This window comes from Dentiradicibacter hellwigii (assembly GCF_041770905.1).
Lineage (GTDB): Bacteria > Pseudomonadota > Gammaproteobacteria > Burkholderiales > Rhodocyclaceae > Propionivibrio > Propionivibrio hellwigii.
Genome location: NZ_JBEUWX010000002.1, coordinates 361716 through 387194, shown reverse-complemented (window position 1 = coordinate 387194; position 25479 = coordinate 361716). Strand labels below are relative to the sequence as shown.

Genomic DNA, 25479 nt, shown 5'->3' with positions numbered 1-25479 from the left:
ACCTCCCGGGAAATTATTTACCGTCGGCCAAGGCTTTGATGACCTTGTCCGTAATATCGAGCTGCTGGCTCACCCAGACGACGTCTTGCAGAATCAGGTCGTATTTCTCGCTTTCCGCAATCTGTCTGATCGCTTGGTTGGCTTTATCGATAATCGCCGTATTTTCCTCGTTCTGGCGCAGATTGAGATCTTCGCGGAACTCACGTTGCTTGCGCTGGAATTCACGCGACAGATCGTTCAGGCTTTTTTCCTTCGCCCGACGATCCGATTCGGACATCGTCATCGCGTTTGTTTCGAGATTTTCCTGCATCGACTGGAGTTGCTTGGCCATCCGCTGCAAATCCTGATCGCGTTTAGAAAATTCCGCTTCAATCTTTTTGGCCGCTCTCACGGCGGAAGGCGCATCACGGAAAATACGCTGTGTATTGACATAACCGATTTTGAGCGCATCAGCCGCCATGACCTGCGATACCGGAAAAACCGTCATGAGTGCAATCAAAAAGGTGGCAAATTTTATCTTCAAGCTCTTTCTCCTTACGTTAGAAAGTTTGTCCCATCTGGAATTGAAAACGCTGGATTTTATCATTAGTCTGCCGATTGATCGGCTGAGCAATACTGAACTTCAGTGGCCCCAAAGGCGACAGCCAAGTCACGGCAATCCCCGCTGACATGCGAATCGGACCCTCGGCAACGACGCCAGGATCGCGATTGGATTTTTTATCGCCATAAACCTGGCCAGCATCAAAGAATGGGCCGAATTTCAACGATTTATCTTTTCCGAAGCCGAAACTACTCATCGGTAACATCAGCTCGGCATTAAAAATGAAGCGGCGCACGCCGCCCAAATGTACGATATCGCCGGACTGTGTGATTTCATAAGGCCCAAGACTGCCATAATCATAGCCGCGCACCGAATCCGGGCCGCCTGCATAAAAATTCTTGAAGAACGGTAGCTCAGGGCTGTTGCCAAAGCCCTTGGCAAATGCTACCTCCCCATTGAGCATCAACACCGCATTCCGTGTAATCGGGAAATACTGACGGCGCTGCAAAGTAACCTTATGGTAGTTGAGGTCGCCGAGCGGACTCACTTCGTAAGAGATTCGCTGTACGGCGCCGCGCGTCGGGTCGATTGCACTGTCTTTCGTATCACTCAGCCAGCCCGCAGAAAACGGGAAGGAAGTTTTTCCGCAAGAGTCCGCACCGCCGCAGAATTTGTCGATGTAACGTTTGTATAACAAGGGCGTATTCGCATCATTATGGTCAATCTTGATTTTTGTGTAGTCCAGCGCTGCGCCAAAATTGATGGTCTCTTTTTCGCCGATAGGAATACCAAAGCGCAGGCCACCGCCGGTGGATTCCCTGCCATAGGCATAGCCCAGCGAAGAAGGATTGAAACGGTTGTGATAAATATCAAAGCCTTGGCTGATGCCATCAACAGTGAAATACGGATTGGTATAACTGAACCCTATGTTTCGGTTGAGCTTCCCTGTGCTGAGCTGGACGGAGGCAAATTTTCCGCTACCAAAGATATTGGCCTGGGAAACCGAGGCTTGCAGCATAATCTTTTCAGCCTGTGAATAACCAATGCCTGCCGAAAGACTTCCGGTCGCTTTCTCGGTGACGCCCACGTTGACGTCGACCTGATCGGTCGTTCCTGGCACGGGTTGCGTTTCAACATTGACTTCGCTAAAGTAATCCGTTTTGTCGATCCGCTGTTTGGACAACTTAACTTTTTCGTCGTCGTACCAGGCGCCCTCCATCTGCCGCATCTCTTGGCGCACCACTTCGTCCCGGCTTTTTGTATTGCCCGCGATATTGATCCTGCGCACGTAGACCCGCTTGCCAGGATCGATAAAAATGGTGAAAGCAACTTGCCTTTTTTCCTTATCGACTTCCGGAGCGGCATTCACGTTGGCAAATGCATACCCTTTGGCAGACAACTTGTCACTGATAGCACGCGTCGTTTCGTTGAGTTTTTCCCGAGAGAAAATATCACCAGGCTTGATCTTGACCGACTCCCGCAATTCCTGCTCCGGCAAAGTCAGATCACCGGCGAGCTTGACCGATGAAACGATAAAACGCTCGCCCTCATTCACCGAAATTGAAATAAACACGTCTTTCTTGTCGGGGCTGATCGAAACCTGGGTCGATTCGACATTGAATTCTAGATACCCGCGGTTCAAATAAAAGGAACGTAGAGATTCCAGATCGGCGGAAAGCTTCTGTTTAGAATACTGATCGTTCTTTGTATACCAGCTAATCCAGTTTGGCGTTTGCAACTGGAATTCATCAAGCAGCGTCGCTTCCCTGAATGCGTGGGCGCCAATAATGTTGATCTGCCGGATTTTCGCGGAAGATCCTTCGTCGATCTTAAAATTAATCGCAACGCGATTGCGTTCCAGCGGCGTGACGGTCGTCGTCACCGTAGCGGCATATTTCCCTCGCGTCAGATATTGACGTTTCAGTTCCTGCTCAGCCTTATCCAGTGCGCTGCGGTCAAACGGACGGGAAACGGCAAAACCGACTTCACGCAGTCCCTTGATGATTTGTTCCTTGTCGAACTCCTTGAGGCCATCGAAATCGATCTGTGCAATCGACGGACGCTCTTCGACGATGACATTGACGATATTGCCGTCAGTCTCAATCCGCACATCTTTAAAAAAGCCGGTAGCAAACAATGATTTGATCGCCTGCGCCGCCTTTTCGTTGGTCATGGTTTCCCCTACCTTGACCGGCAGATAGCTGAAGACCGTTCCGGCTTCCGTGCGCTGAATACCTTCAACACGGATATCTTTGACGGTGAAAGGTTCGAAAGCTAAGGCGCTCGTCGTGCAGAACGCCGCCAGCAATCCGGGAAGAAAAGTCTTGTTGGTCATATTCATCCGGAAATCAATCGATTGAGATCGTTATAAAAAGCACAAGCCATCAGCAGAATAAGAACGGACATACCAAGACGCTGCCCCAATTCCATCGTGTGTTCGGAAAGCGGTTTTCCCCGAACCGCCTCAAACAGATAATACAGCAAATGCCCCCCATCCAGCATGGGAACCGGCAAGAGATTGAGCACCGCCAGACTGATGCTGATCAGCGCAAGAAACCTGAAATACGCCATTAGCCCGAGTTTGGCGGACTGCCCGGCATAGTCGGCAACCGTAATGGGGCCGCTGATGTTTTGCCAGGACACTTCGCCGATAAGCATTTTGCCGATAATCCGCAGACTGAAAACTGCTTTCTCCCATGTTTCAGCAACCGCCTTGGACAAAGCGGTCAGCGGGCCATAGCGCACGGTCACAAGCAGCGCATCACGAAAATCCGGAATTTCCTTGACGTACGCACTGATGCGGCCGATTTCCTGGTTTTTGTCGGTAAACGCGGCGGGCGTCACGGGAATTTCGAGCAGACTCCCGGCGCGCAACACCGTAAACAGCAAACGCTGCTCGGGATGTGCATGGACAATATCGACCAGAGCGTGCCAGGAATCAATCTCCTGACCATCAATTGCGACGATCTCATCATCCGCCTGCAAACCTGCTGCGCTGGCGCGCCCATCTTCGTTGAGCCGGCCAATGACTGGCGGAATACGTGGCCGGAAATAACGCAACCCCAGCTGTTCCAGCGCATCCGCCTCCCAGCCGTGACGACGGATAGAAGAAATATCGAGTTGCCGGATGGCGCTTTCATGGCGCATATTCACCGTCTCTAACGAAAGCGTATCGACATCGGCCGCCAGTGTCAGTATCTTCCAACGCATCTCCTGCCAAGTCAGTACCGGATCATCGCCAATCTTGACGACCCGGTCGCCGTCCTCAATTCCCGCATGTGCTGCAGGCGAAGCATTCACAGGTGCGCCAAGCACCGGCCGCAACTCTTCGACGCCGTATAAAAAGCTCCCCCAATACACCACGACCGCCAGCAGCAGATTCGCCATCGGCCCGGCAACGACGATGGCTATTCGCCGCCACAAAACTTGCCGGTTAAAACTGCGCGGTAGCTCATCGGGCATCACTTCGCCTTCACTCTCATCAAGCATCTTGACGTAACCGCCCAGCGGAATTCGCCCAATGGCCCATTCGGTCTGGTCTACGCCAATTTTTCTGACAAAAATGGGGGCGCCAAAGCCAATCGAAAAACGCAACACCTTGACGCCGACCCAACGTGCGACCAGGTAATGACCCAATTCGTGGATGATAATCAACAGACCGAGCAAAACCAGAAAGGCCAGCACGTAATATAAGAAATCGTTCATGCGTACCGACGCTCAGTAATCACCTGTTCCGCGAAGCCACGCGCCTGCGCATCGGCAGCCAGCGCGTCAGCCAGCGTATCGACTGCTTTGACAGGCAAGGTATCCAGCGCAGCAGCAATGATGGCAGGAATCGCATTAAAGGAAATTCTGCGGTCAAGGAAGGCTGCCACGGCAACTTCATTGGCCGCATTCAGAATGGCTGGCCCGCTGCCGCCCAACTTAAGTGCCCGGTATGCCAACCCCAGACAGGGAAAGCGCTCGACATCTGGTCGTTCGAAACTCAGCGCACCGACCGAAAACAGATCCAGTGCCGTCACGCCACTATCGATTCGCTCCGGATAGGCCAGTGCATGCGCAATCGGAGTACGCATATCCGGATTACCCAGTTCGGCAAGCACTGAGCCATCCACGTAGCGCACCAGCGAATGAATGATGCTCTGCGGATGCACGACCACTTCGATTTTTTCCGGCGGAATGTTGAACAGCCAATGTGCTTCGATGACTTCCAGCCCCTTGTTCATCAGGGTGGCCGAATCTACAGAAATCTTGCGCCCCATTGCCCATTTGGGATGCGCACACGCCTGTTCCGGCGTCACCCGGGCAAGCGCCGCCTGATCCATACCGCGGAAAGGCCCTCCCGATGCGGTCAGCAAAAGACTCACCACGCCATGAGCTGATAAATTACTTGAATAATCCCTCGGAAGAGATTGAAAAATTGCATTATGTTCGCTATCAACCGGTAGCAAAACAGCACCAGATTCACGCACGGTACGCATGAATAACGCGCCAGCCATGACCAGAGATTCCTTGTTCGCCAGCAGGACGCGTTTGCCGGCCTGGGCGGCGGCTAGTGCGGGCGGCAGTCCGGCTGCGCCAACAATAGCTACCATGACTGAATCGACTTCTTTCAGGCCTGCCATGCGCGTCAACGCTTCTGCGCCATATTCGACCCGAATGCCGGCACACCCTGCCGCAGCCAGGCGCGTTGCCAATTCGGCGGCCAGTTCATCATCACGCACTACGGCGAAATCCGGACGAAACTCCAGGCATTGCTCGAACAGACGATCGATCTGTGTGTGCGCACAAAGCGCAGCAATGCGGTAACGCTCAGGGTGGCGACGGACAACATCAAGGGTATTCAGGCCAATGGAGCCCGTCGATCCGAGAATAGTGAGCCGCGCGAGTTGCCGGTACGTCACGACCTATTCCATTCAAGCCAACAGCAACCAGGCCAACGCCACGACAGGTAAAGTCGATGTCAGGCTGTCGATCCGGTCGAGAATACCGCCGTGCCCCGGTAAAAGATTACTGCTGTCCTTGAGGCCGGCCTGGCGTTTGATCATCGACTCGAACAGGTCGCCGATAATGCTGATCGCTGCCAGCCCCAGCAATAGCAGGATGAGCAAAATCGGGTTACCCGCGATACGCGCAGGCAAATATCCGGCAAGCGCCACCCCACAAATCACGACAGCCAGCCCGCCACCGATCGCTCCTTCCCAGGTTTTTCCCGGACTGATAGCCGGCGCCAGCTTGTTACGCCCCCAAGCACGGCCGGCAAAATAAGCGACGCTATCGGCCAGCCAAACGAGCGCCATAACGACAAGCAAGGTCAGCCAGCCGACATGGCGCAACTGGATCAAAGCCAACCAGGCCGGCAGTAGCACAAGAGCGCCAATCAGCACGCCTTTTTCTGAGCGCGGCAGTGCCCAGCGTTGCCGCATCCAGAGCGGCGCACCGACAATCCAGAAAATCGCCGCCGGAATATAGAACCATCGTCCCAGCTGCCAGGCGCTTTTATCAAAGCCGATCAATAATCCGAAAGCCCGTGGCTGCGTGAAAAAAATCAGCAGGCATACCAGAAAAAATCCGCCTCCCAAAAAAAAACGTTTTTGGGGTGGCCACAACAATAATCCCCCCCATTCCCAGGCAGCCAACGCAACAATCAGACTGGCAAAAACCGCCCAGCCTAAAAGAGGCAGACAGATCAGCGCAAAAAGGAAAAGACCAAGCAAGGCAAGCGCAGTCACCATTCGTGCCTTAAGCATCTGTCCCCGCTTTCCGGCTCATGAACGCCGGCATTGTCAGTGCTTCCATTTCTGACATATCTACCTGATCTTTCAAGGTTTCTGCCACTTGTTCACTGGTACGGCCAAAACGGCGTTCGCGCTGCTGATAGGATTCAATTGCCCGCGCAAACGCCGCCGAATTGAATTCCGGCCACAGTGCCTCAGTAAAATAGAATTCGGTATACGCCAGCTGCCACAGGAGAAAATTACTGATGCGCGCCTCGCCGCCCGTGCGGATGAACAAATCTGGCTCCGGCGCGTAATGCATCGACAAGGAAGGCGCCAGATCCTCTTCCACCCATGTCCCCGCCTTCTCTGGCAATGCTGTCGCCAGACGGTTCATCGCCTGCAAAATATCCCATCGCCCTCCATAATTGGCGGCGATAGTCAGCGTAAGGCGGTTGTTATTTGCCGTCTTTTCCTCCGAAATCACAATTAACTCGCGCAACTCCCGGTCAAAGCGTGAAAGATCACCAATAACTTTGAGACGTACACCATTCTCATCCAACTTGGCAACTTCCTGCTGCAGCGCCTTGACGAAAAGCTGCATCAGTAGCGTGACCTCTTCCTGCGGACGCCGCCAGTTCTCCGAGCTGAAGGCAAACAACGTCAGATAGGCAATGCCGCGTTCCAGGCAAAAGCGAACGGCCTCGCGCACGGTTTCAACGCCGCGTCGATGCCCGGCAAAGCGCGGCAGAAAATATTTTTTCGCCCAGCGACCATTGCCATCCATAATGATGGCAACATGCTTCGGTATCCGGCTAGACACCGGAATATCGCGCGTGGAACTGGTAAAAACAGCCATCAGGTCAACATTGCCGACGAAAGGGAGAAAACAAAAATATAGGCAAACAGTTTCAGGCTAATGTTTAGATAGCCATCAAATCCGCCTCTTTTTGCGCAAACTGCTTGTCAACCTCGGCAACGTATTTGTCCGTCAACTTCTGAATCTCATCCTGCGCCCGACGCTCTTCGTCCTCGGAACACTCTTTCTTCTTGAGCAGATCCTTGAGGGCGGCATTAGCGTCGCGACGCAGATTACGAATAGCAACCCGTGAACTTTCGCATTCATGCTTCACGATCTTGGTCATGTCACGCCGGCGCTCTTCGGTCAATGCCGGCATCGGCACGCGAATCAGCTCACCCTGCACCGCTGGATTTAACCCTAAATCGGAATCGCGGATCGCCTTTTCAATCTTGGCAGTCATGCCCTTTTCCCAAGCCTGCACGCCCAAAGTACGCGGATCGAGCACCGTGACGTTGGCTACGGCGTTGATCGGTGTCATCGTACCGTAATAGTCGACCTGCACATGATCAAGCAGGCCCGTATGCGCACGGCCAGTACGTACCTTGGCCAAATCGTGACGGAGCGCCTCAAGAGATTTCTGCATCTTGTGTTCGGTCGTTTTTTTCACATCGGCAATCGACATCGAAGTCTCCTTAGCAATAAACCAGCGTCCCTTCCTGCTCGCCGAGCACAATGCGCTTCAGCGCTCCCGGTTTGAGCAGGGAAAATACATTGATCGGCAGCTTCTGGTCGCGGCACAGGGCAAAAGCCGTCGCATCCATGACCGCCAGATTCTTGAGGATTACCTCATCGAAACTGATCCTGTCATAGCGCACGGCATGCGGATCCTTTTTCGGATCGGCGGAATAAATACCATCGACCTTAGTCGCCTTAAGCACGATTTCCGCGCCGATTTCCGCACCGCGCAGGGCAGCGGCCGTATCGGTAGTAAAAAAAGGGTTGCCCGTGCCGCCGGCAAAAATAATCGTCCGGCCCTGCTCCAGGCCACGAATGGCGCGTCCACGGATATAAGGTTCAACAACCTGTTCGATAATCAGCGCTGACTGTACGCGCGCCATCATACCGATGGCACGCATGGCGTCCTGCAACGCCAGCGCATTCATGACCGTGGCCAGCATGCCCATATAATCGGCCTGCGCACGATCCATCCCCGTCGCCGCCGGCGCAACGCCGCGGAAAATATTGCCGCCGCCGATCACCACGCCGACCTGAACGCCCAGATCGACAACGCTTTTCACCTCATCGACGATTTCGGTAATCGTCTGTCGGTTGATGCCGTAGGCGTCCGCCCCCATCAACGCTTCGCCCGAGAGTTTGAGGAGAATGCGCTTGTATTTAGGCTTCATTTCAGTCATGGTCATCGGCCTTCGTTCTTGAACCTTGGAATAAGCGGAACTGCATGACCCATCGGCGGCAAACTAGACAGGCCTTGCAGCCCCCGCCGCTGTTATTTTTTCGCAGCCGCTGCCTGAGCAGCCACTTCAGCGGCAAAGTCATTCACGCGTTTTTCCAGCCCCTCACCCACCACATAAAGGATGAAAGACGCTACGGAAGCGCCTTTGGCCTTCAACAACTGCTCGATCGTTTGCTTGCCGTCTTCAGCCTTGACGAAAACCTGCCCGAGCAGGGTGACTTCCTTGAGAAATTTCTGTACCGAACCCTCGGCAATCTTCTCCAGCATGGCCTCCGGCTTACCGGCGTCCTTCGCTTTTTCGATGGCAACACGGCGCTCAGCCTCGATCAGATCGGCCGGAATACCCGAAGCATTGAGCGCTTTCGGTTTTGACGCGGCAATATGCATCGCCAAATCGCGGCCAAGCTGCTCATCACCGCCGACGAGATCAAGCAAAACACCAATCTTCGCGCCAACGTGAATATAAGATGCCAGTTGACCTTTCGCTTCGATGCGTGCAAAACGGCGCAGCGTCATGTTTTCGCCGATCTTGCCGACCAGCGCGGCGCGCGTCGTTTCCACTGTACCGTCGCCCATCGGCAAGGCCGATAACGCTGCGATATCAGCAGGATTTTTTGTTGCAACCAGATCGGCACATCCTTGCGCCAGTGCCAGAAAATCTTCATTCTTGCCGACGAAATCAGTTTCGCAGTTGATTTCGAAGATAGCTCCTATTTTGCCGCCATCAACGATACTGATGGCAACGACACCTTCCGCCGCCACGCGTGCCGCCGCCTTGTTTACCTTGGAACCGAGCTTGATACGCAGGATTTCTTCCGCTTTGACCATATCGCCGCCGGCCTCGCTCAACGCCTTCTTGCATTCCATCATCGGCGCGTCGGTTTTCTCGCGCAGTTCTTTCACCATGCTTGCGGTAATTTCCGCCATTTTCATTTTCTCCACATACTTATATTGGTTTGCACTCATTTAGTGCAGGGCGCAAGGCGCGCCCTGCACGACTCAATCGCGCCAGACCAATCAATCCCATCACCATAAACCGGCCATAAAATTCAGCCGATTGCGTTCCAAACATCGTCGATACAACTTACTCAGCGTTTTCTTCAACGGTTTCTTCAACGAAGTCGTCTTCCGAAGTCGCAGCGATGATTTCCTCGATAAACTGATTGCGTCCCTCCAGGATGGCATCGGCCACGCCGCGTGCGTACAGTCGAATGGCGCTCGACGAATCGTCATTGCCTGGAATGACGTAATCCACGCCGTCCGGCGAATGGTTGGTATCCACAACGGCAATGACCGGAATGCCCAGTTTGTTGGCTTCGGTAATGGCAATCTTGTGATAGCCGACGTCGATGACGAACAGTGCGTCCGGCAAGGTCGCCATTTCCTTGATGCCGCCAATCGACTTGTGCAGTTTTTCCAGTTCGCGCTGATGCATCAGCGCTTCTTTTTTACCAAACTTTTCAAAAGAACCATCCTCGACCGACGCTTCCATTTCTTTGAGGCGTTTGATCGATTGCTTGATCGTCTTGAAATTGGTCAACATCCCCCCCAGCCAGCGCTGCTCGACAAACGGCGACTCAGCGCGGGACGCCTCCTCGGCCACGATTTCGCGTGCCTGGCGCTTGGTGCCAACAAACAGGATGGTTCCCTTGTTCGACGAGAGCTTACGCACGAAGGCCATAGCCTCATTGTATTTCACCAGGGTTTTTTCCAGATTGATGATATGGATCTTGCTGCGTGCGCCGAAGATATACGGCGCCATCTTGGGGTTCCAGAAACGGGTCTGGTGGCCGAAGTGAACACCGGCTTCCAGCATTTGACGCATTGTCATTGACATGATTTTCTCTTTCGTATCAGGGTTGAACCTCCATTCGTCCTGTTACGCTCGGCATTGCCGGACACCCTTGATCGGACGAATGTGCGGAATTGGTCAGCCGTCGCCGGCTGGCCCGCACGCCGGTACGGCGCACTTATTTTCCCAGCCTGCGCCGGAAAAATCGGCAGGATTCTACCATCGTCAGTACATGAACACCACTTCTACACCACTTCTCCGGCCTCTCCACAACGCATCCGTTCACACCGCGCGCAAGGGAATTCATTTGCCCTATCCGCGCCCTTAATTTATGCTCGCCGCTTCATTGCCACCCTGTGAACATCAGACAAAGCCATGAGCATTATTCTCAAAACCCCCGAAGAAATCGCCAAAATGCGCGTGACCTGCCGCCTGGCGGCCGAAGTGCTCGATTACATCACGCCTTTCATCAAGCCGGGCATCACGACCGGCGAACTGGATCGGCTCTGCCACGAATATATGACCAACGTGCAGCAGAGCATTTCCGCCTGCCTGCACTACCAGCCGCCGGGCTACCCCCCCTACCCCAAGGCGACGTGCATTTCCGTCAATCACCAGGTCTGTCACGGAATTCCCGGCGACAAGGTACTCAAGAACGGCGACATCCTTAACATCGACATCACCACCATCAAGGACGGCTACCACGGCGACACCAGCCGCATGTTCATCGTCGGCGAAGCGTCGATCCAGGCGCGGCGGCTGTGCGACATCACCTTTGAATGCATGTGGCTGGGCATTACGCAGGTGCGACCAGGCGCTCGCCTCGGCGATATCGGCCATATCATTCAGCAGCACGCCGAGAAGAACGGCTTTTCCATCGTGCGCGAATTCTGCGGCCACGGTGTCGGCGCCGCGTTTCATGAAGAACCGCAGGTCTTGCATTACGGCAAGCCGGGCAGCGGCGTAATGCTGAAAGAAAACATGATTTTCACCATCGAACCGATGGTCAATGCCGGCAAGCCCGACATCCGCCAGCTTGCCGACGGCTGGACGATCGTCACCAAAGATCACAGCCTGTCGGCGCAATGGGAACATACGGTGCTCGTGACGGCCACAGGCTACGAAGTATTAACGCTCTCGGCGGGCGTACAGCCTAAACCGGACTGGATCCGATAAAACGGGGATCGCCGCCATGGACGCTGCCGACAAGGCGCACAACACCTTGCTGGCACGCTATCGGGCGCGCCTTCAGGACGAGCAGGCCGACATCACCCGGCGCTTTTGCGCCGACCACGATTCATCCGCGCTGCTGCAGGCGCGCAGCCAGCGGATCGATGCAGTGTTATGCGACCTTTGGCGCGATCTGGAAATGCCCGCCTCGCTGGCGCTAATTGCCGTCGGCGGCTACGGGCGGGAGCAACTTTATCCCTATTCCGACATCGACCTGCTGTTTCTGCTGCCGGAACCGCCCGATGCCGCATTGGCCGATACCCTTGAACACCTGATCCGCCTGCTCTGGGACATCGGCCTGACCATCGGCCACAGCGTGTGCACGCCTGAAGAATGCCTGGAGGAAGCGGCCAACGACCTGACCGTCCAAACAGCGCTCATCGACGCCCGCCTGCTGACCGGTGACCTTAGCCTGTTCGCCCGCCTGCAACGCGCCTTCCAGCAACAGATCAACCTGCAGGCATTTTTCCACGGCAAATGCCTGGAACAGAAGGAACGCCATCTGCGTTACCACGAGTCGCCGTACAGCCTGGAACCCAACTGCAAGGAAAGCCCCGGCGGCCTGCGCGACCTGCAAATGATCCTCTGGCTGGCGCAAGCCGCCGGCTTCGGCAAAAATTGGAAAGCCTTGCAGGAACACGGCCTGATCTCCCGCGAGGAACAAGGCCGCCTGGAAATGCGCGAAGCCTTTCTGCAACGCCTGCGCATCGAATTGCACCTGCTTGCCCGGCGTCAGGAAGATCGCCTGCTATTCGATCACCAGACCGCCGTCGCCGAACGGATGGGTTTTGTCACGACGCAATCCCTGCGCGCCGGCGAACAGCTCATGCAGCGGTACTACCAGACAGCCAAAGTCGTCACCCAAATCAACGCCATCCTGCTGCAAACCATCGGCGCCGCCATTTTTCCCCTCCCGCCGCATCCGCCCTCGCCGATCAATGCCTGGTTCCAGGAAACCGACCAGTTTCTCGATGTTGTTGACGAAAACGTTTTCAAGCGCTCGCCCGAAGCCATTCTGGAAGCCTTCCTCGTCATGGCGCAGCGCCCCAGCCTGCGCGGCATGACGGCGCGCATGATCCGCGCACTCTGGCGCGCCCGCACCCAGGTGGATGAACGCTTCCGCGCCGACCCGGGCAACCGCGCGCGTTTTCTTGCCCTTTTCCGGCAGGAACATGGCGTCCTGCACGAACTACGGCGCATGAACCAGTTCGGCATTCTCGGCCGCTATCTGCCCAATTTCGGCGAGATTGTCGGACGCATGCAGTACGACCTTTTTCACGCCTACACCGTCGATCAGCACACCCTGCTCGTCCTGCGCAACCTCCGGCGCTTTCTCGCCAGCGAATTTGCGCATGAATACCCTTTTTGCAGCCAGCTGATCAGCAACTTCGACAAGCCCTGGCTGCTCTACATCGCCGCACTCTTCCACGATATTGCCAAAGGGCGCGGCGGCGACCACTCGGCGCTGGGCGCCGCCGACGCGCAGACCTTCTGCCAGGAACACGGCCTCGACGCGGCGGACAGCGAACTGATCGTCTGGCTGGTGCGCGATCACCTCCTCATGTCCAATGTAGCCCAGAAAAAGGACACCTCCGACCCCGACGTCATCGCCGGCTTTGCCGCCGCCGTGCGCGACGAACGCCGCCTGACCGCGCTTTACCTGCTGACCGTCGCCGACATCCGCGCCACCAGCCCGAAAGTCTGGAATAGCTGGAAAGGCCAACTGCTCGAAGAACTCTATCGCCTGACCGTGCGCGCCCTGCGTGCGGGCGGCCAGCTCCCGCCCCGGCAAGGCTGGATTCTGGAAAAGCAGGACGAAGCCAAACGCCTGATACGCGCACAATCCATCCCCGATGCGGCGCACGAAGTGCTATGGGCGCAGCTCGATACCGTTTATTTTCTGCGCCACTCGCCCGCGGAAATCGCCTGGCACGCCTGTCTGCTGCACGGGCGGATCGACAGCCCGCAGCCCATCGTCAAGGCACGCCGGCACCATAGCGGCGCCGGCATCGAAATTGCGGTCTATACCCGTGATGCCGACGATCTGTTCCTCCGCATCGTCGGCTTCTTCAGCCGCGCCGGCTTCAACATCATGGACGCCAAAATACATACGACGCGGCACGGCTACGCACTGGACAGCTTCATCCTGCTCGACTTCAGCGAACGCGAAATGAGCATCGACGCGCTGCTTGAGCGTATCGAACACCAGCTTGCCGCACAACTGGCCAGCAATGCGCTGCCGGAAGCGCCCCCCGCCGTGCGCCCGTCGCGCCAGGTCAGGCACTTCCCCATCCAGCCGGCCATCGCCATCCAGCCGGACGACAACGGCCAGGCCTTCATCCTCTCCGTATCGGCCACCGACCGCCCCGGCCTGCTCTACACGGTCGCCGAAACGCTGGCCGAGCACGGCGCCAACCTGCACACCGCCAAGATCGCCACCCTGGGCGAGCGCGTCGAAGATACCTTCCTGATCAGCGGCGGCGACATCGCCGACAGCGCCAACCGCATCCGGCTGGAAACCGAACTGCTTGACCGGCTCAAACGCTGAGGCAGCAGAAATAGCAGAAATTCCAGCGTCGGCAAAAAAGCCCAATGCCGTTCGCGCAGGCCAACGCCGCCTTTCCCCGCCTCCTGATAACCGCCAGAAACGGCGTTGCGGCTTGCCTGCGCCAAGATTGACCGGCGGCAGTAGAGCGGAATGCTCCGTCGGCCTATCCTCCGCGTCTTTTCGGCGTTTCAGCCGGATCGCTTCTGAAGCCCTTGTCAATAGGGCGTTTGCGGGCAGGGTTGCCGGAAACCCGCGTAAATAGTGAGCTAGCGGATAGGCAAGCTGGAAACGCCCGTAAACAGTGGGCTAGCGGGTAGTGCCTCCGGAGATACCCGTTTTACGCGGGGTTCGGGGCAAGCGTGGTGGCGGGTGTTGTCGTAGGTCTGTGGCGGTGTTGTGACTGGTCTTCGGCCGGCGGCAGCGATTCAACCAGCAATGCGGCCTTCCCGCGCTTTCGGGGCAGTCCCGGTGGCAAACCAAGGCTTATTTTTAGCCTCGCGGAAACTTTGCCTTCCGCTTTCTCCCGCAGCCGCGTTGCAGAGCTGTGGTTCGTGGCGACAGTGACGGCGACGAGGCGCGCTGCTCGTTTTGCGGCGACGTTGTTGATTTGTGTTATCTGCGTGTTCTGGATGTGATGCGCAGTTGCACTAGATAGGTCGGCCGCAAGCCCGCGTCAATAGGGCGTTTGCCGGCAGGTAGTCCGGAAACCCGCGTAAATAGTGGGCTAGCGGATAGGCGAGTCGGAAATGCCCGTAAACAGTGGGCTGGCGGGCAGCCCCTCCGGAGATGCCCGTTTTACGCGGGATTCGGGGCAGGTTATTTTACGAGCTGACGGGCGTTCATTCCGCCTTCCCCCTTCCCCTTCTGCTCTTATTCTCCTGCCGCTTCTTCCCTGCCCGGAAAAAGCACGTCGACAAAGCCCAGGCGGGAGAGATCGCGCATGCGCATCGGATAAAGCACGCCGTCCAGGTGGTCGCACTCGTGTTGTACGACTCGCGCGTGAAAGCCTTCGACGCTGCGCTCGATCGGCTGCCCCTGCGGATCGAAGCCGCGATAGTGCAGGCGCTTCCAGCGCGGCACGAGGCCGCGCAGGCCCGGGATGGATAGACAGCCTTCCCAGTCTTCCTCCGTTTCGTCGGATAGTGGCGTCAGTACGGGGTTGATCAGCACGGTATAGGGCACGCTGTCGGCATCGGGGTAGCGCGGATTGGCGTCGAAACCAAAGATGACCAGGCGCAGACTTTCGCCGATCTGCGGTGCGGCCAGCCCGACGCCGTCGCGCGCGAGCATGGTTTCCCGCATATCCTCGATCAGCGCGTGCAGCGCCGGCGTGTCGAAATCTTCGATTTCCTGCGCCCGCGCCAGCAGGCGCGGATCGCCCATTTTAAGAACCGATCTGATTGCCATAGTAGGCCACCCCATTGCTGCAAACGAGCCGCTCGATAATTGCGCGGACTTTGACGATCGATTCATGCAGAATGCCATCGATCACGTTGAAACTGATGCCGTTGCAGCTGTCGCCGCGGCCAGCGGCATAGTTGGCGACCAGGTTGATGGCCGCATAGGGCAGGCCAATTTCGCGCGCCAGCACGGCTTCCGGCATCGCCGTCATGCCGACGACGTCGGCGCCGTCGTTTTCCATGCGGTTGATTTCGGCGGCGGTTTCCAGCCGCGGCCCCTGCGTCGTTGCATACACGGCATGGTCGCTGACGGCCAGTTCCAGCGATGCGGCGGCGTCGAGCAGATGCCGGCGCAGCGCTTCATCAAAAGGTTCGGTAAAGTCGATATGCTGAACTTTGCTGTCCGGCCCTTCATAAAATGAAGATTTCCGCCCCCAGGTGTAATCGATGATCTGGTGCGGCACGACGAGATCGCCCGGCTTGAGGTCGCTGCGGATACCGCCCACCGAGGCGACCGAGATGACACCGGTGACGCCGCTTTTCCAGAGCGCCCAGAGATTGGCGCGATAATTGATTTCGTGCGGCGCCAGCGTGTGCCCGTAGCCGTGGCGCGCCAGGAACGCCACCGGCCGGCAGCCGATCTGCCCGAAGGTTACGGCGCCGGAGGGTTCGCCATACGGCGTGCGTACGACTTCACGGTGCGAAATGTCGAGATTGGTCAGTTGCGAGAGGCCACTGCCTCCGATCACGGCCAGCATGTCATGATCCTTTCTGTTGTTCTGGTTGTGTTGACGAGTGCGTTAGTCAGCCTTCATGGCGTAAATCGCCGGCAGATTGCGGAAATGACCGCTGACGTCCATGCCGAAGCCAAAAACGAAACGGTCAGGCACGGTGAGGGCGACAAAGTCGGCACGGATCGGTTTCTTCTTGCCATTGAGCTTCTCGGTCGCCACGGCCGTATAGCAGGCTTGCGCCCCCATTGCCTGCAGGCGCGCGACAATGGCCGCCAGCGTCGTTCCTTCATCGAGGATGTCGTCGAGCACGAGCACCGTCCGCCCCGCGACCGGTGTTGCCGGCAATGCGCGCCAGGACAGTTCCCCGCCTTCGGTTTTCTGCCCATAGCGGGTCACATGCAGGTAGTCGAATTCGAGGGGGAATTGAAGCTGCGTCATCAAATGGCCGGCAAACGGCACACCGCCGCTCATCACGCACAGCAGCAGCGGATCGGCGCCCGCGAGTTTTTCCGTAATTTCGCCGGCGACCCGTGTGACGGCGGCGGCGACCGTTTCGGCGGAATGAATCAGCTCGGCGGAGGCCAGCCTCTCATCAAAATAATGCTGCATGGCGTTCATGTCTCCCTGTTGTTTGCGTCCAAGGCTTTCAGATAAGCGGCGAACGCGGTGCCGATTTCCGGATGGCGCAGGCCGAATTCGACCGTTGCCTGCAAGTAGCCCAGCTTGGCGCCGCAATCGAAACGCTTGCCGAAATAGCGGTACGCCAACACCGGCTCCTCGGCCAGCAGCGCGGCGATACCGTCCGTCAGCTGGATTTCGCCGCCCGACCCCGGCCTGGCCCTTTCGAGATGCCCAAAAATAGCCGGCGTCAGGATATAGCGGCCGACAACGGCAATGTTCGACGGCGCCGCCTCAGGACGCGGTTTTTCGACGATGGCCTCAATGCGCTCAAGCCGCCCGCCGGGGGGGGTCTGCCCGCCCGTTTTGACGATGCCGTAACTCGCCGTATCGGCCGGCGGCACTTCGAGCGCGCCCAGGATCGAACAGCAATGTTCGTCAAACTGCTCGACCATCTGCTTCATGACCGGCACCTCGCTGTCGAGCAGATCGTCGGCAAGCAGCACGGCAAAGGGTTCATCGCCGATCACCGGTTTGGCGCACAGCACGGCATGCCCCAGCCCCAATGCCGCCGGCTGACGGATAAAAATGCAATTGATATGTTCGGGAAGCAGGTTGCGCACCACGTCGAGCATGCGCGTCTTGCCTCTGGCGGCCAGATCGGTTTCCAGCTCGAAGGCCATGTCGAAATGGTCTTCGATTGCCCGTTTGGTACGGCCGGTGATGAAAACCATGTCGGTAATGCCCGCCGCCACGGCTTCCTCGACGGCGTACTGAATGAGCGGTTTGTCGACGATGGGCATCATCTCTTTGGGGCTGGCCTTGGTCGCCGGTAAGAAGCGCGTGCCCATCCCGGCGACGGGGAAAACGGCTTTTCTGATTCTGCGTGTTCCGGTTCTGCTCATTCGTTGTGTTCCTGATGGTTCCGGGAATTAAGGAATTCATTGTGCACGACCCGACGGGCCGGCAAAGGACAGGCTGGCAAGTTCATCGGCCCGCTTCCGGCAATTCCAGCAAACGCCGCAATTCTGCCTCATCGATCACCGGCACGCCAAGTGCCCGCGCCTTGTCGAGCTTGGAACCGGCCGCCTCGCCCGCCAGCACGTAAGCGGTTTTTTTCGATACCGAAGCGCTCACGCGCCCGCCCGATGCCTCAATCAGCGCCGTCGCCGCTTCACGCGAAAGCGAAGGCAAGGTTCCGGTCAGCACGAAAGTTTTGCCGGCCAGCTCGCCGCCAGCGCGATCCGGCGCTTCATCGCCGCGTGTGCATGCGGCGCCCGCCGTTTCCGGCCAGGCCACGCCCGCCGCACGCAGCCGGGCAATGATCTCGCGGTGATGCGGCTCGGCAAAAAAAGCGATGATCGAGGCGGCCACGACCGGCCCGACATCCGGCACCACCTCCAGTGCCGCCGTACCGGCGGCGGCCAGCGCATCCAGATGGCCGAAGTGCCGCGCCAGATCCTTGGCCGTGGTTTCGCCAACGTTGCGGATACCCAGCGCATAGATGAAACGCGGCAGGCTCGTCTGCTTGCTCTTTTCGATCGCCGCCAGCAGCTTGGCCGCCGATTTTTCCGCCATGCGCTCCAGACCCGCCAGCGTCGGCAAATCCAGCCCGTAAATGTCGGCAGGCGTATGGACGAAGCCGCCGTCGACCAGTTGATCAACGAGCTTTTCGCCCATTCCTTCAATATCCATCGCCCGCCGCGCAACAAAATGCAGCAGCGCCTGCTTACGCTGCGCGGCGCAGAACAACCCTGCGCCACAGCGCGCCACCGCTTCGTCGGCACTGCGCACGACAGCCGATCCGCAGACTGGGCAGCGTGTCGGCATGGAAAATTCGGGCGCGAGAAGCGGCCGCTTTTCCGGCAGGATACGGACGATTTCGGGAATCACGTCGCCGGCGCGCCGGACAATGGCGGTATCGCCGACGCGCACATCCTTACGCCGGATCTCATCCTCGTTGTGCAAGGTTGCGTTGGTCACGGTAGCGCCGCCGACGAATACCGGCTTGAGCCGCGCCACCGGCGTCAGCGCGCCGGTACGGCCGACTTGCACATCGATGCCGAGTACTTCGGTCTGCGCCTCCTCCGGCGGGTACTTGTGCGCCACCGCCCAGCGCGGTTCGCGCGAAATAAAGCCCAGTTCGGCCTGTAAAGCCAAGGAATTGACCTTGTATACGACGCCATCGATGGCAAAGGGCAGATGGATGCGCTTTTCGCCGATCCAGCGATGAAAATCGGCCAGCGCCTGCGGACCATGCAGAATGGCGCGCTCGGCGCAAACCGGCAGGCCAAAAGCAGCCAGCGCATCCAGCAGGCCAGCGTGCGTCGTCGGCCGCTGCGCCGCAGGCCAATCCCGCACTTCGCCAATACCGTAGGCAAAAAAGGAAAGCGGCCGCCCCGCAGCGACTTTGGAATCGAGCTGGCGAATGCTCCCCGCCGCGCCATTACGCGGGTTGACCAGCGTTTTTTCGCCGTTCGCCAGCGCCTGCGCGTTGTAGCGCTCAAAATCGGCGAATTTCATGTACACCTCGCCGCGCACTTCCAGCACGCGCGGGACCTCGCCCAGCAGACGCAAGGGAATTTGCCCCACCGTGCGGGCGTTGGCGGTGACATCCTCGCCGGTTTCGCCGTCACCGCGCGTCGCCGCCTGCACCAGCACGCCGTCTTCATAACGCAGGCTGATCGCCAAACCGTCGAACTTGAGTTCCGCCACATATTCCACTTCCGACGCCCCGGTCGCAGGCGCCGCCACATCCGCTGCTGGCATGCCCAGTTCCTTGCGCACGCGGGCGTCAAAAGCAAACGCGCCAGCATCGCCGTCGTCGGTTTCGGTACGAATCGACAGCATCGGCACGGCATGGCGCACGGGCCGAAACATGTCAAGCGCCTGGCCGCCGACACGCCCCGTCGGCGAATCGCTTGTCCGTAATTCCGGATGCGCCGCCTCGATAGCCTGCAACTCGCGGAACAGCCGATCGTAATCGGCATCGTCGATCAGCGGCGCATCAAGGACGTAATAATGGTGGTTATGCCGCTCGATTTCCGCCCGCAGCCAGCGGGCGCGTTCGGTGACCTCCCGGGACGGTTCCATAGCGTCCTCCGTCGCCATCAGGAAAACAGACGCCGCGCCATACGCCCGCCCGCCGGCAGGTTGCGCTGCGCCATGCTGGCCTGGAACTGTGCGATTTGCTGGCTGATCGGCGCCAGCGAGGCCTCAGACAATGGCCGGCGGTTATCGTCCACCAGCGCGCCTTTGAGCACGTCGGCAAAGCGTCCGGCGAGATCGGCAAGCTGGCCGAAAACGCGCTCGCCGCGCGCCACCGTCGGCACATCGAACAGAAAGGTCAGCCCCTGCACGGACGTCGCACGCATGTTTTCGGCGGAAAATCCGGCCGGGTCGTGATTGAGCAGCATGTACAAAACACTGCCATCGTCGGTAACCCGGACAAAGCGCCCGCGCCCGTCGAGGAACATGCCCGCCGATTCGGCCAGCGCACGAACCTGGGTGCCGGGGAAGGCTTCATTGAGCGCGATGACGTTGAGGCTAATCTGGATATCGACGCCGACACAAAAAGCATCCAAATCAGCGGCAGCGGCGGGCACCGGGCGCGGATCGGGCAAATCGAGCATGACCGGCCGGCCCTGCGCCTGCCACTCACGCGCCAGCGCATCCATGGCGGTGGCAAAAATGAGCAGGTCGTTTTCGGACAAAGCTCCCCGCCGGTCGGCCAGTTGCAGGCCGGCGCGCACATGCCGGAACAGGCGCGGCTCGCCACCGCCACGCGCGACATCCGCGCCAAGCATGACCCACTCACCATTTTCTTCATCGAACCCCGCCCAATGCACGGGCTTGTCCGCACGCGACAACGTCGCCTGCTGCGCCGCCAGCCAGTCGGCAGCGGGTACACCCACCGCCGTTTCCAGCGTGGCGATGTAATCGATCGCCGGCGAAAGCAGATGCATGGGTTCGCTGACGCCAGCCGGCGCATCCTCCGCCGCAACAAGGGCATCCGGCACGGCGGCATCAACCGCGCCCGCGGCAGCTGATGCCATCCCCCAGGCAGATGCATCGGGGACGGAAGCCGATCCCTGCACGGGTTCACATACAGCTTCATGGGCGGCGGCGGAAGCGCCTCCGTCGGCCTCTATCGTGCGGGCGGTCTTGGCCGCTCCATGTTCGGCATATTCGGTATATTCCGTGCGTTCCGTATATTCCGCATGCCCATGCCCGGCCGGCAGTGGCATCGCCGCTGTTTGTCCGCTTTCGCCATACGGCCGCGATTCCAGGATTTCGCCAAATTCGCCGGTATCGTCGATCTCCGGCAAATCCGCTCCGCTGCCCCTGTCTTCGTCCGCGATATCGGCAGCTGCATGGCCCAAGGCAGGTTCAATGCGTTCACGAACGGAAGCTTCGGCCTCGGATGACGAAGCCTCCCCGCTCGAACGCGGCAGATGCAGCGCACTTAGCCAGCGCGAAGCAGCTGCGGCAAACGAAGCGCTGACAGAAGCCGCCTCTGCAGCGGACGCCGCCGGTGCAGCGGGCATCTCGGTGGCCACCTCAGGCGCCTGATCATCCGCTATCTGCGGATCATCCTCAGCGCCGTCCGTGCGCGCAAATACGCTCGGCGCTGACGCCGTTTCCGGTGATGCGGGCGACAGTTCCGGCACATCTTCGAACACGTCTTCCGACACATCTTCCGCCGCATCTTCCAATTCGGATTCCCATTCCGATTCCGCGGCGGCCTCTGTTTCCGGCGCAAAGCCGGGCGGTACGGCCTGTTTATCGAACAGCACGTCCTTTTCCAGCGGATCGAGCAGGCGGCCGGCCAGCTGACGGTGGCGGTAAGCCACCCAGGCGTTATAGACCACGACGCCAAGTACACCCAGCGCCCCCAGCCCAATCAGGCCCATGTGCAATTCACTCATAATCGCCTGCCCCGTTAGACAATTTGCTCACGCATGCGCAGCGCCTCGGTCATATCCACCTCGACGATGCGCGACACGCCGGATTCCTGCATCGTCACGCCGACGAGCTGTTCCGCCATTTCCATGGCAATCTTGTTATGGCTGATAAAAAGAAACTGGGTATTCGTCGCCATGCGCTTGACCATTGCGCAGAAGCGTTCGGTATTACTGTCATCGAGCGGTGCATCCACCTCGTCGAGCAGGCAGAACGGCGCTGGATTGAGCTGGAACATGGCAAAAACCAGCGCAATCGCGGTCAGCGCTTTTTCTCCCCCCGAGAGCAGATGAATCGTCGAATTTTTCTTGCCTGGCGGCTGCGCCATCACCTGCAGGCCCGCATCGAGAATCTCTTCGCCCGTCATGATCATGCGCGCTTCGCCGCCGCCGAACAGCGTTGGAAAGAGTTCGCCAAAGCTCTTGTTGACTGCGTTGTACGTCGTTTGCAGCAGTTCCCGCGTTTCACGGTCGATACGGCGAATGGCGTTTTCCAGCGTTTCCATCGCCTGTGTCAGATCCTCGGACTGCGCGTCGAGGAAGCCCTTGCGCTCGCGTGCCGACTCCAGCTCTTCCAGCGCCGCCAGATTGACCGGGCCGAGCGATTCGATCGAATGCTGCAAGCTGCTGATGGCGCTCTGCAGCGCGCCGGCGCGCACGCCCTGCAAGGCCGGCGCCAACGCTGCCTCGTCGGCCTGCGCCTGACGGAGTTGTGCGTCCATTTGCTCGACGTTGAGCGCCGCCGCCTGTTCCTTGAGGCGTAAATCGCCGATTTTTTCGCGCAGCGGCTCCAGCCCGATTTCGATCTTCATGCGCGTCTCTTCCAGCCCGCGCAAACCGCCCGTCGCCACCTCCAGCGCATCGCGCGCCGCCGCCAGCGCCTGTTCGCACATCACCCGCCGGGCCAGCGCTGTCTGGAGCAACGGTTCAAGATCCTCGGCCTGCATGGCCTCCGCGCCTTCCGTACAGCGCGCCAGTTCATCGACAATGCGTTCGATCTGCCGAAGCGCCAGATCGCGGTTCTTGCCGAGATCGTCGAGCTTGCTCCGGCATTCACGCTGGGAGAATTGTGCCTCATGCAGCGCGTGCTCGGCGGCGCTGACGCGCTCGCGTGCATCGCGCAGCGCCTGCCCAGCCGCCTCGAACCCGCCGGCCGCCTGCGCCATCTGCTGCCTGACCGACTCAACCGCATCGCGCGCCGCCTCGATTGCTTCGTCGACGATGAGCAGGCGTTCGTTCTCCTCGTCTTCTTCGGCCGTCAGTTCGCCCAGCGCCGTTTCGATCTGCGCTTGACGGTCACGGAAGCGGTCGAGCGCCTGTGAAAGCCTGAGCGTTTCCATCTGAATGGCGTGCGCCTCTTCCTGCCGTGCGTCGAGTTCGCCGCGCACCTCTTGCAAGGTTGCCTGCGCCTCGGCCAGCGCCGTTTCGACAGCGGCCAGGTTTTCCTGCGCCTGCATCACGCGCGTTTCGTGGCCGGCGATGACCCCGGCGAGCACATCGATTTCGCGCTGCCGCTCGAGCATTCCGTGTCCCGCAGCATTCGGCGCAAAGAGCGTGATGCCCTGCCGGGTAACGATATCGCCCGCCGGCGTTACGCAGCAGGCTTCGCCGCGCAAATGATCGCGTTTGTCGAGCGCCGCCTGTAGGGAGTCAGCGGCGCACACTTCACCCAGCCAGTCGGCCAGCACCGCCTGCAGGCCGTCATCCTCACACTGGATCCTGTTCAGCAGACTGTCGCGCTGCGGCGCTGTTGCGTTCGCGCCGTCGGTAGGCGCCAGCAAGGTCAGCCGGCTGCCCGGCCGATCCTTGCTCCAGGCCGGATCAATGTCATCGGCCGTCAGCGCGCCGAGTCGCTCGCGCAGAACCGCTTCGACCGCATCTTCCCAGCCCGGATCGACACGCAGCGATTTCCATAAAGGCTGGCGATGTTCGAGACCATAACGACGCAGCCAGGCATCCTGCTGTCCGTCCTCCTGTATCTTTTTCTGTAACTGTTCGAGCGCCGTCCGCCGCGCTTGCGCCTCGGCACGTTCTTTCTGCGCCTGCTGCACGGCGGCCAACGCTTCGCGGCGGCGCTGCTCGAAATGCGGCAGATCGCGCTGGCGCTCGGCCAGATCGTCCTGCATAGCGGCAATCGTTTCATGCAGCGTTGCCAGCGTCGCCTGCTTGAGCGCAAATCCTTCCTGGTCAGGCATCGGCAGCGCGGCGCGCTCCTGGTCGAGGCGGTCGCGCCGGCTGGCGATGATTTGCAGAGAACGCTGCGCGTGATTGCGATTGGCCAGTTCGACCTGCAAACGCTGTTCAGCCTGACTGAGTGCGTGTCGCTGCTGATTGACGCTTTCCTGTGCCTGCGCATAAGCAGCCTCGACAGCCGGCAGGCGCTCTTGCTGTGCCGCCAGCCGCATGTTTTCCTGCTCGACGCGCTCATCGGCCAGTGTCGAGAGTTCCGCCCAGCGTTCACGCTCGGTATCGTAGCGTTCGACATCGGCCTGCCATTGCGCCCGGTCGGCCTCCAGCTGCGTCAGGCGTGATTGATATTCTTCGCGCGATTCGCGCCGGTGGCGGATTTCAGCTTCCAGCCGCGCTACTTCGGCATTGGCCTGGTAGCTTTCTCCCTGAGCGCTCTGCACGCCGTCTGTGGCTGAAAAATGGTGTTCGCGCGCTTCTTCGACGCGCGCTTCGGTTTCACGCAGGGCGGTGTGCTGCGCCTCCAGCTCATTGACCGCATGCGCCACGACCTGCGCCATGCGTTCGCGCTCGGCCTGCGCTTCGTTGCGGCGTAGCAGCCAGAGCAGCTGCTGTTTGTGCGTCAGATCCGCCTGGTAATCGCGGTACTGGCGCGCCACCGCGGCCTGGGCTTCCAGACGTTCCATCTGACCGCCCAGTTCCGCGCGGATATCTTCGACGCGCGTCAGGTTTTCGCGTGTGTCGGCCAGACGGCGTTCAGTTTCCTTGCGCCGTTCCTTGTATTTGGTCACGCCGGCGGCTTCTTCCAGAAACACGCGCAACTCGTCGGGGCGCGCTTCGATGATGCGTGAGATCGTTCCCTGGCCGATGATGGCATAGGCGCGTGGCCCCAGGCCAGTGCCCAGAAAGAGGTCGGTCACGTCCTTGCGGCGGACATGCAGATTATTGATGTAGTACTCGGATTGCCCGCTGCGCGTGAGCTGCCGCTTGACGGAAAGCTCGGCGTACTGCGACCACTGGCCGGCGGCACGGCCGAGAGAATTGTCGAACACCAGTTCGACCGCCGCACGCGACACCGGCTTGCGGCCGCCCGAACCATTGAAGATGACATCCTGCATCGATTCGCCGCGCAGTTCCGAAGCCTTCGATTCGCCGAGCACCCAGCGCACGGCGTCGATCACGTTCGATTTGCCGCAACCGTTCGGACCAACAACGCCGACGAGCTGCCCGGGCAAGGCAATGGCCGTCGGATCGACAAAGGATTTGAAACCGGCAAGTTTGAGTTTGGTCAGGCGCATGAAAAAGCAATGCAAAAGACGACAGAGCCACCGCCGGCGGCGGCGCGAATGGCATGAATAGCACGAATACGCTGCGCCGGCGATCATTTCCACTGAGTATTCCGAACGGCGCTTCACGCCTGCGCCATCGCGCATCGCGCCCGCCGCGCTGTCCGCCTATAATAGCATTTGTCAGCG

Annotated in this window: 19 protein-coding genes; 2 read left to right on the top strand and 17 right to left on the bottom strand. The window is 59.1% G+C overall.

Annotation, left to right across the window (positions count from 1 at the left end; genetic code table 11):
* Window positions 1-13: 13 nt before the first annotated feature.
* From ABCS64_RS04080 to rpsB, 10 genes are all read right to left on the bottom strand, one after another.
* Window positions 14-517, bottom strand: a complete 504-nt coding sequence (locus ABCS64_RS04080) for an OmpH/Skp family outer membrane protein (RefSeq protein WP_418891877.1) — start codon at window positions 515-517, stop codon at window positions 14-16.
* Window positions 518-539: 22 nt separating this feature from the next.
* Window positions 540-2876: an outer membrane protein assembly factor BamA gene (gene bamA, locus ABCS64_RS04075; protein ID WP_418891876.1), complete on the bottom strand. Its 2337-nt coding sequence runs from the start codon at window positions 2874-2876 to the stop codon at window positions 540-542.
* Between the two features lie 2 nt (window positions 2877-2878).
* The gene (gene rseP / locus ABCS64_RS04070) at window positions 2879-4246 is read right to left on the bottom strand and encodes an RIP metalloprotease RseP (RefSeq protein ID WP_418890633.1); all 1368 of its coding nucleotides are present in this window, start codon (window positions 4244-4246) and stop codon (window positions 2879-2881) included.
* The gene (gene ispC, locus ABCS64_RS04065; protein ID WP_418890632.1) at window positions 4243-5445 is read right to left on the bottom strand and encodes a 1-deoxy-D-xylulose-5-phosphate reductoisomerase; all 1203 of its coding nucleotides are present in this window, start codon (window positions 5443-5445) and stop codon (window positions 4243-4245) included. Before ispC ends, rseP begins: the two co-directional genes overlap by 4 nt.
* 12 nt (window positions 5446-5457) lie before the next feature.
* Window positions 5458-6291: a phosphatidate cytidylyltransferase gene (locus ABCS64_RS04060; RefSeq protein ID WP_418890631.1), complete on the bottom strand. Its 834-nt coding sequence runs from the start codon at window positions 6289-6291 to the stop codon at window positions 5458-5460.
* Window positions 6284-7117: a polyprenyl diphosphate synthase gene (gene uppS / locus ABCS64_RS04055; RefSeq protein ID WP_418890630.1), complete on the bottom strand. Its 834-nt coding sequence runs from the start codon at window positions 7115-7117 to the stop codon at window positions 6284-6286. Before uppS ends, ABCS64_RS04060 begins: the two co-directional genes overlap by 8 nt.
* Window positions 7118-7181: 64 nt before the next feature.
* The gene (gene frr, locus ABCS64_RS04050) at window positions 7182-7742 is read right to left on the bottom strand and encodes a ribosome recycling factor (protein ID WP_418890629.1); all 561 of its coding nucleotides are present in this window, start codon (window positions 7740-7742) and stop codon (window positions 7182-7184) included.
* Window positions 7743-7752: 10 nt separating this feature from the next.
* Window positions 7753-8466, bottom strand: coding sequence for a UMP kinase (pyrH, locus tag ABCS64_RS04045; protein WP_418891875.1), 714 nt, complete (start codon window positions 8464-8466; stop codon window positions 7753-7755).
* Window positions 8467-8567: 101 nt separating this feature from the next.
* Window positions 8568-9461, bottom strand: coding sequence for a translation elongation factor Ts (gene tsf / locus ABCS64_RS04040; protein ID WP_418890628.1), 894 nt, complete (start codon window positions 9459-9461; stop codon window positions 8568-8570).
* A 157-nt stretch (window positions 9462-9618) separates the two neighbouring features.
* Complete coding sequence (gene rpsB, locus ABCS64_RS04035; RefSeq protein ID WP_479686648.1) at window positions 9619-10371, bottom strand: 30S ribosomal protein S2; 753 nt, start codon at window positions 10369-10371, stop codon at window positions 9619-9621.
* A 330-nt stretch (window positions 10372-10701) separates the two neighbouring features.
* Between rpsB and map the strand changes: the two genes are divergently transcribed.
* Complete coding sequence (map, locus tag ABCS64_RS04030; RefSeq protein ID WP_418890627.1) at window positions 10702-11502, top strand: type I methionyl aminopeptidase; 801 nt, start codon at window positions 10702-10704, stop codon at window positions 11500-11502.
* Between the two features lie 16 nt (window positions 11503-11518).
* Window positions 11519-14104 (top strand): [protein-PII] uridylyltransferase, encoded by a 2586-nt coding sequence (locus ABCS64_RS04025; RefSeq protein ID WP_418890626.1) that lies wholly within the window; start codon window positions 11519-11521, stop codon window positions 14102-14104.
* 870 nt (window positions 14105-14974) lie between these two features.
* Here ABCS64_RS04025 and def read toward each other — a convergent pair.
* The 7 genes from def to smc form a co-directional block, all read right to left on the bottom strand.
* Window positions 14975-15511: a peptide deformylase gene (gene def, locus ABCS64_RS04020; protein ID WP_418890625.1), complete on the bottom strand. Its 537-nt coding sequence runs from the start codon at window positions 15509-15511 to the stop codon at window positions 14975-14977.
* A complete protein-coding gene (locus ABCS64_RS04015) occupies window positions 15489-16262 on the bottom strand; it encodes an S-methyl-5'-thioinosine phosphorylase (protein ID WP_418890624.1) in 774 nt (257 codons plus the stop codon). Before ABCS64_RS04015 ends, def begins: the two co-directional genes overlap by 23 nt.
* A gap of 42 nt (window positions 16263-16304) precedes the next feature.
* Entirely contained in the window at window positions 16305-16856 is a 552-nt protein-coding gene (locus ABCS64_RS04010; RefSeq protein WP_418890623.1) for a hypoxanthine-guanine phosphoribosyltransferase, read from the bottom strand.
* Window positions 16853-17761 carry a UTP--glucose-1-phosphate uridylyltransferase GalU gene (galU, locus tag ABCS64_RS04005; RefSeq protein WP_418890622.1) on the bottom strand — a complete coding sequence of 303 codons (909 nt, stop codon included), beginning with the start codon at window positions 17759-17761 and terminating at the stop codon, window positions 16853-16855. Before galU ends, ABCS64_RS04010 begins: the two co-directional genes overlap by 4 nt.
* A gap of 82 nt (window positions 17762-17843) precedes the next feature.
* Window positions 17844-19949 carry an NAD-dependent DNA ligase LigA gene (ligA, locus tag ABCS64_RS04000; protein ID WP_418890621.1) on the bottom strand — a complete coding sequence of 702 codons (2106 nt, stop codon included), beginning with the start codon at window positions 19947-19949 and terminating at the stop codon, window positions 17844-17846.
* 17 nt (window positions 19950-19966) lie between these two features.
* Complete coding sequence (locus tag ABCS64_RS03995; RefSeq protein ID WP_418890620.1) at window positions 19967-21784, bottom strand: cell division protein ZipA C-terminal FtsZ-binding domain-containing protein; 1818 nt, start codon at window positions 21782-21784, stop codon at window positions 19967-19969.
* Window positions 21785-21798: 14 nt separating this feature from the next.
* The gene (gene smc / locus ABCS64_RS03990; RefSeq protein WP_418890619.1) at window positions 21799-25302 is read right to left on the bottom strand and encodes a chromosome segregation protein SMC; all 3504 of its coding nucleotides are present in this window, start codon (window positions 25300-25302) and stop codon (window positions 21799-21801) included.
* Between the last annotated feature and the right edge of the window lie 177 nt (window positions 25303-25479).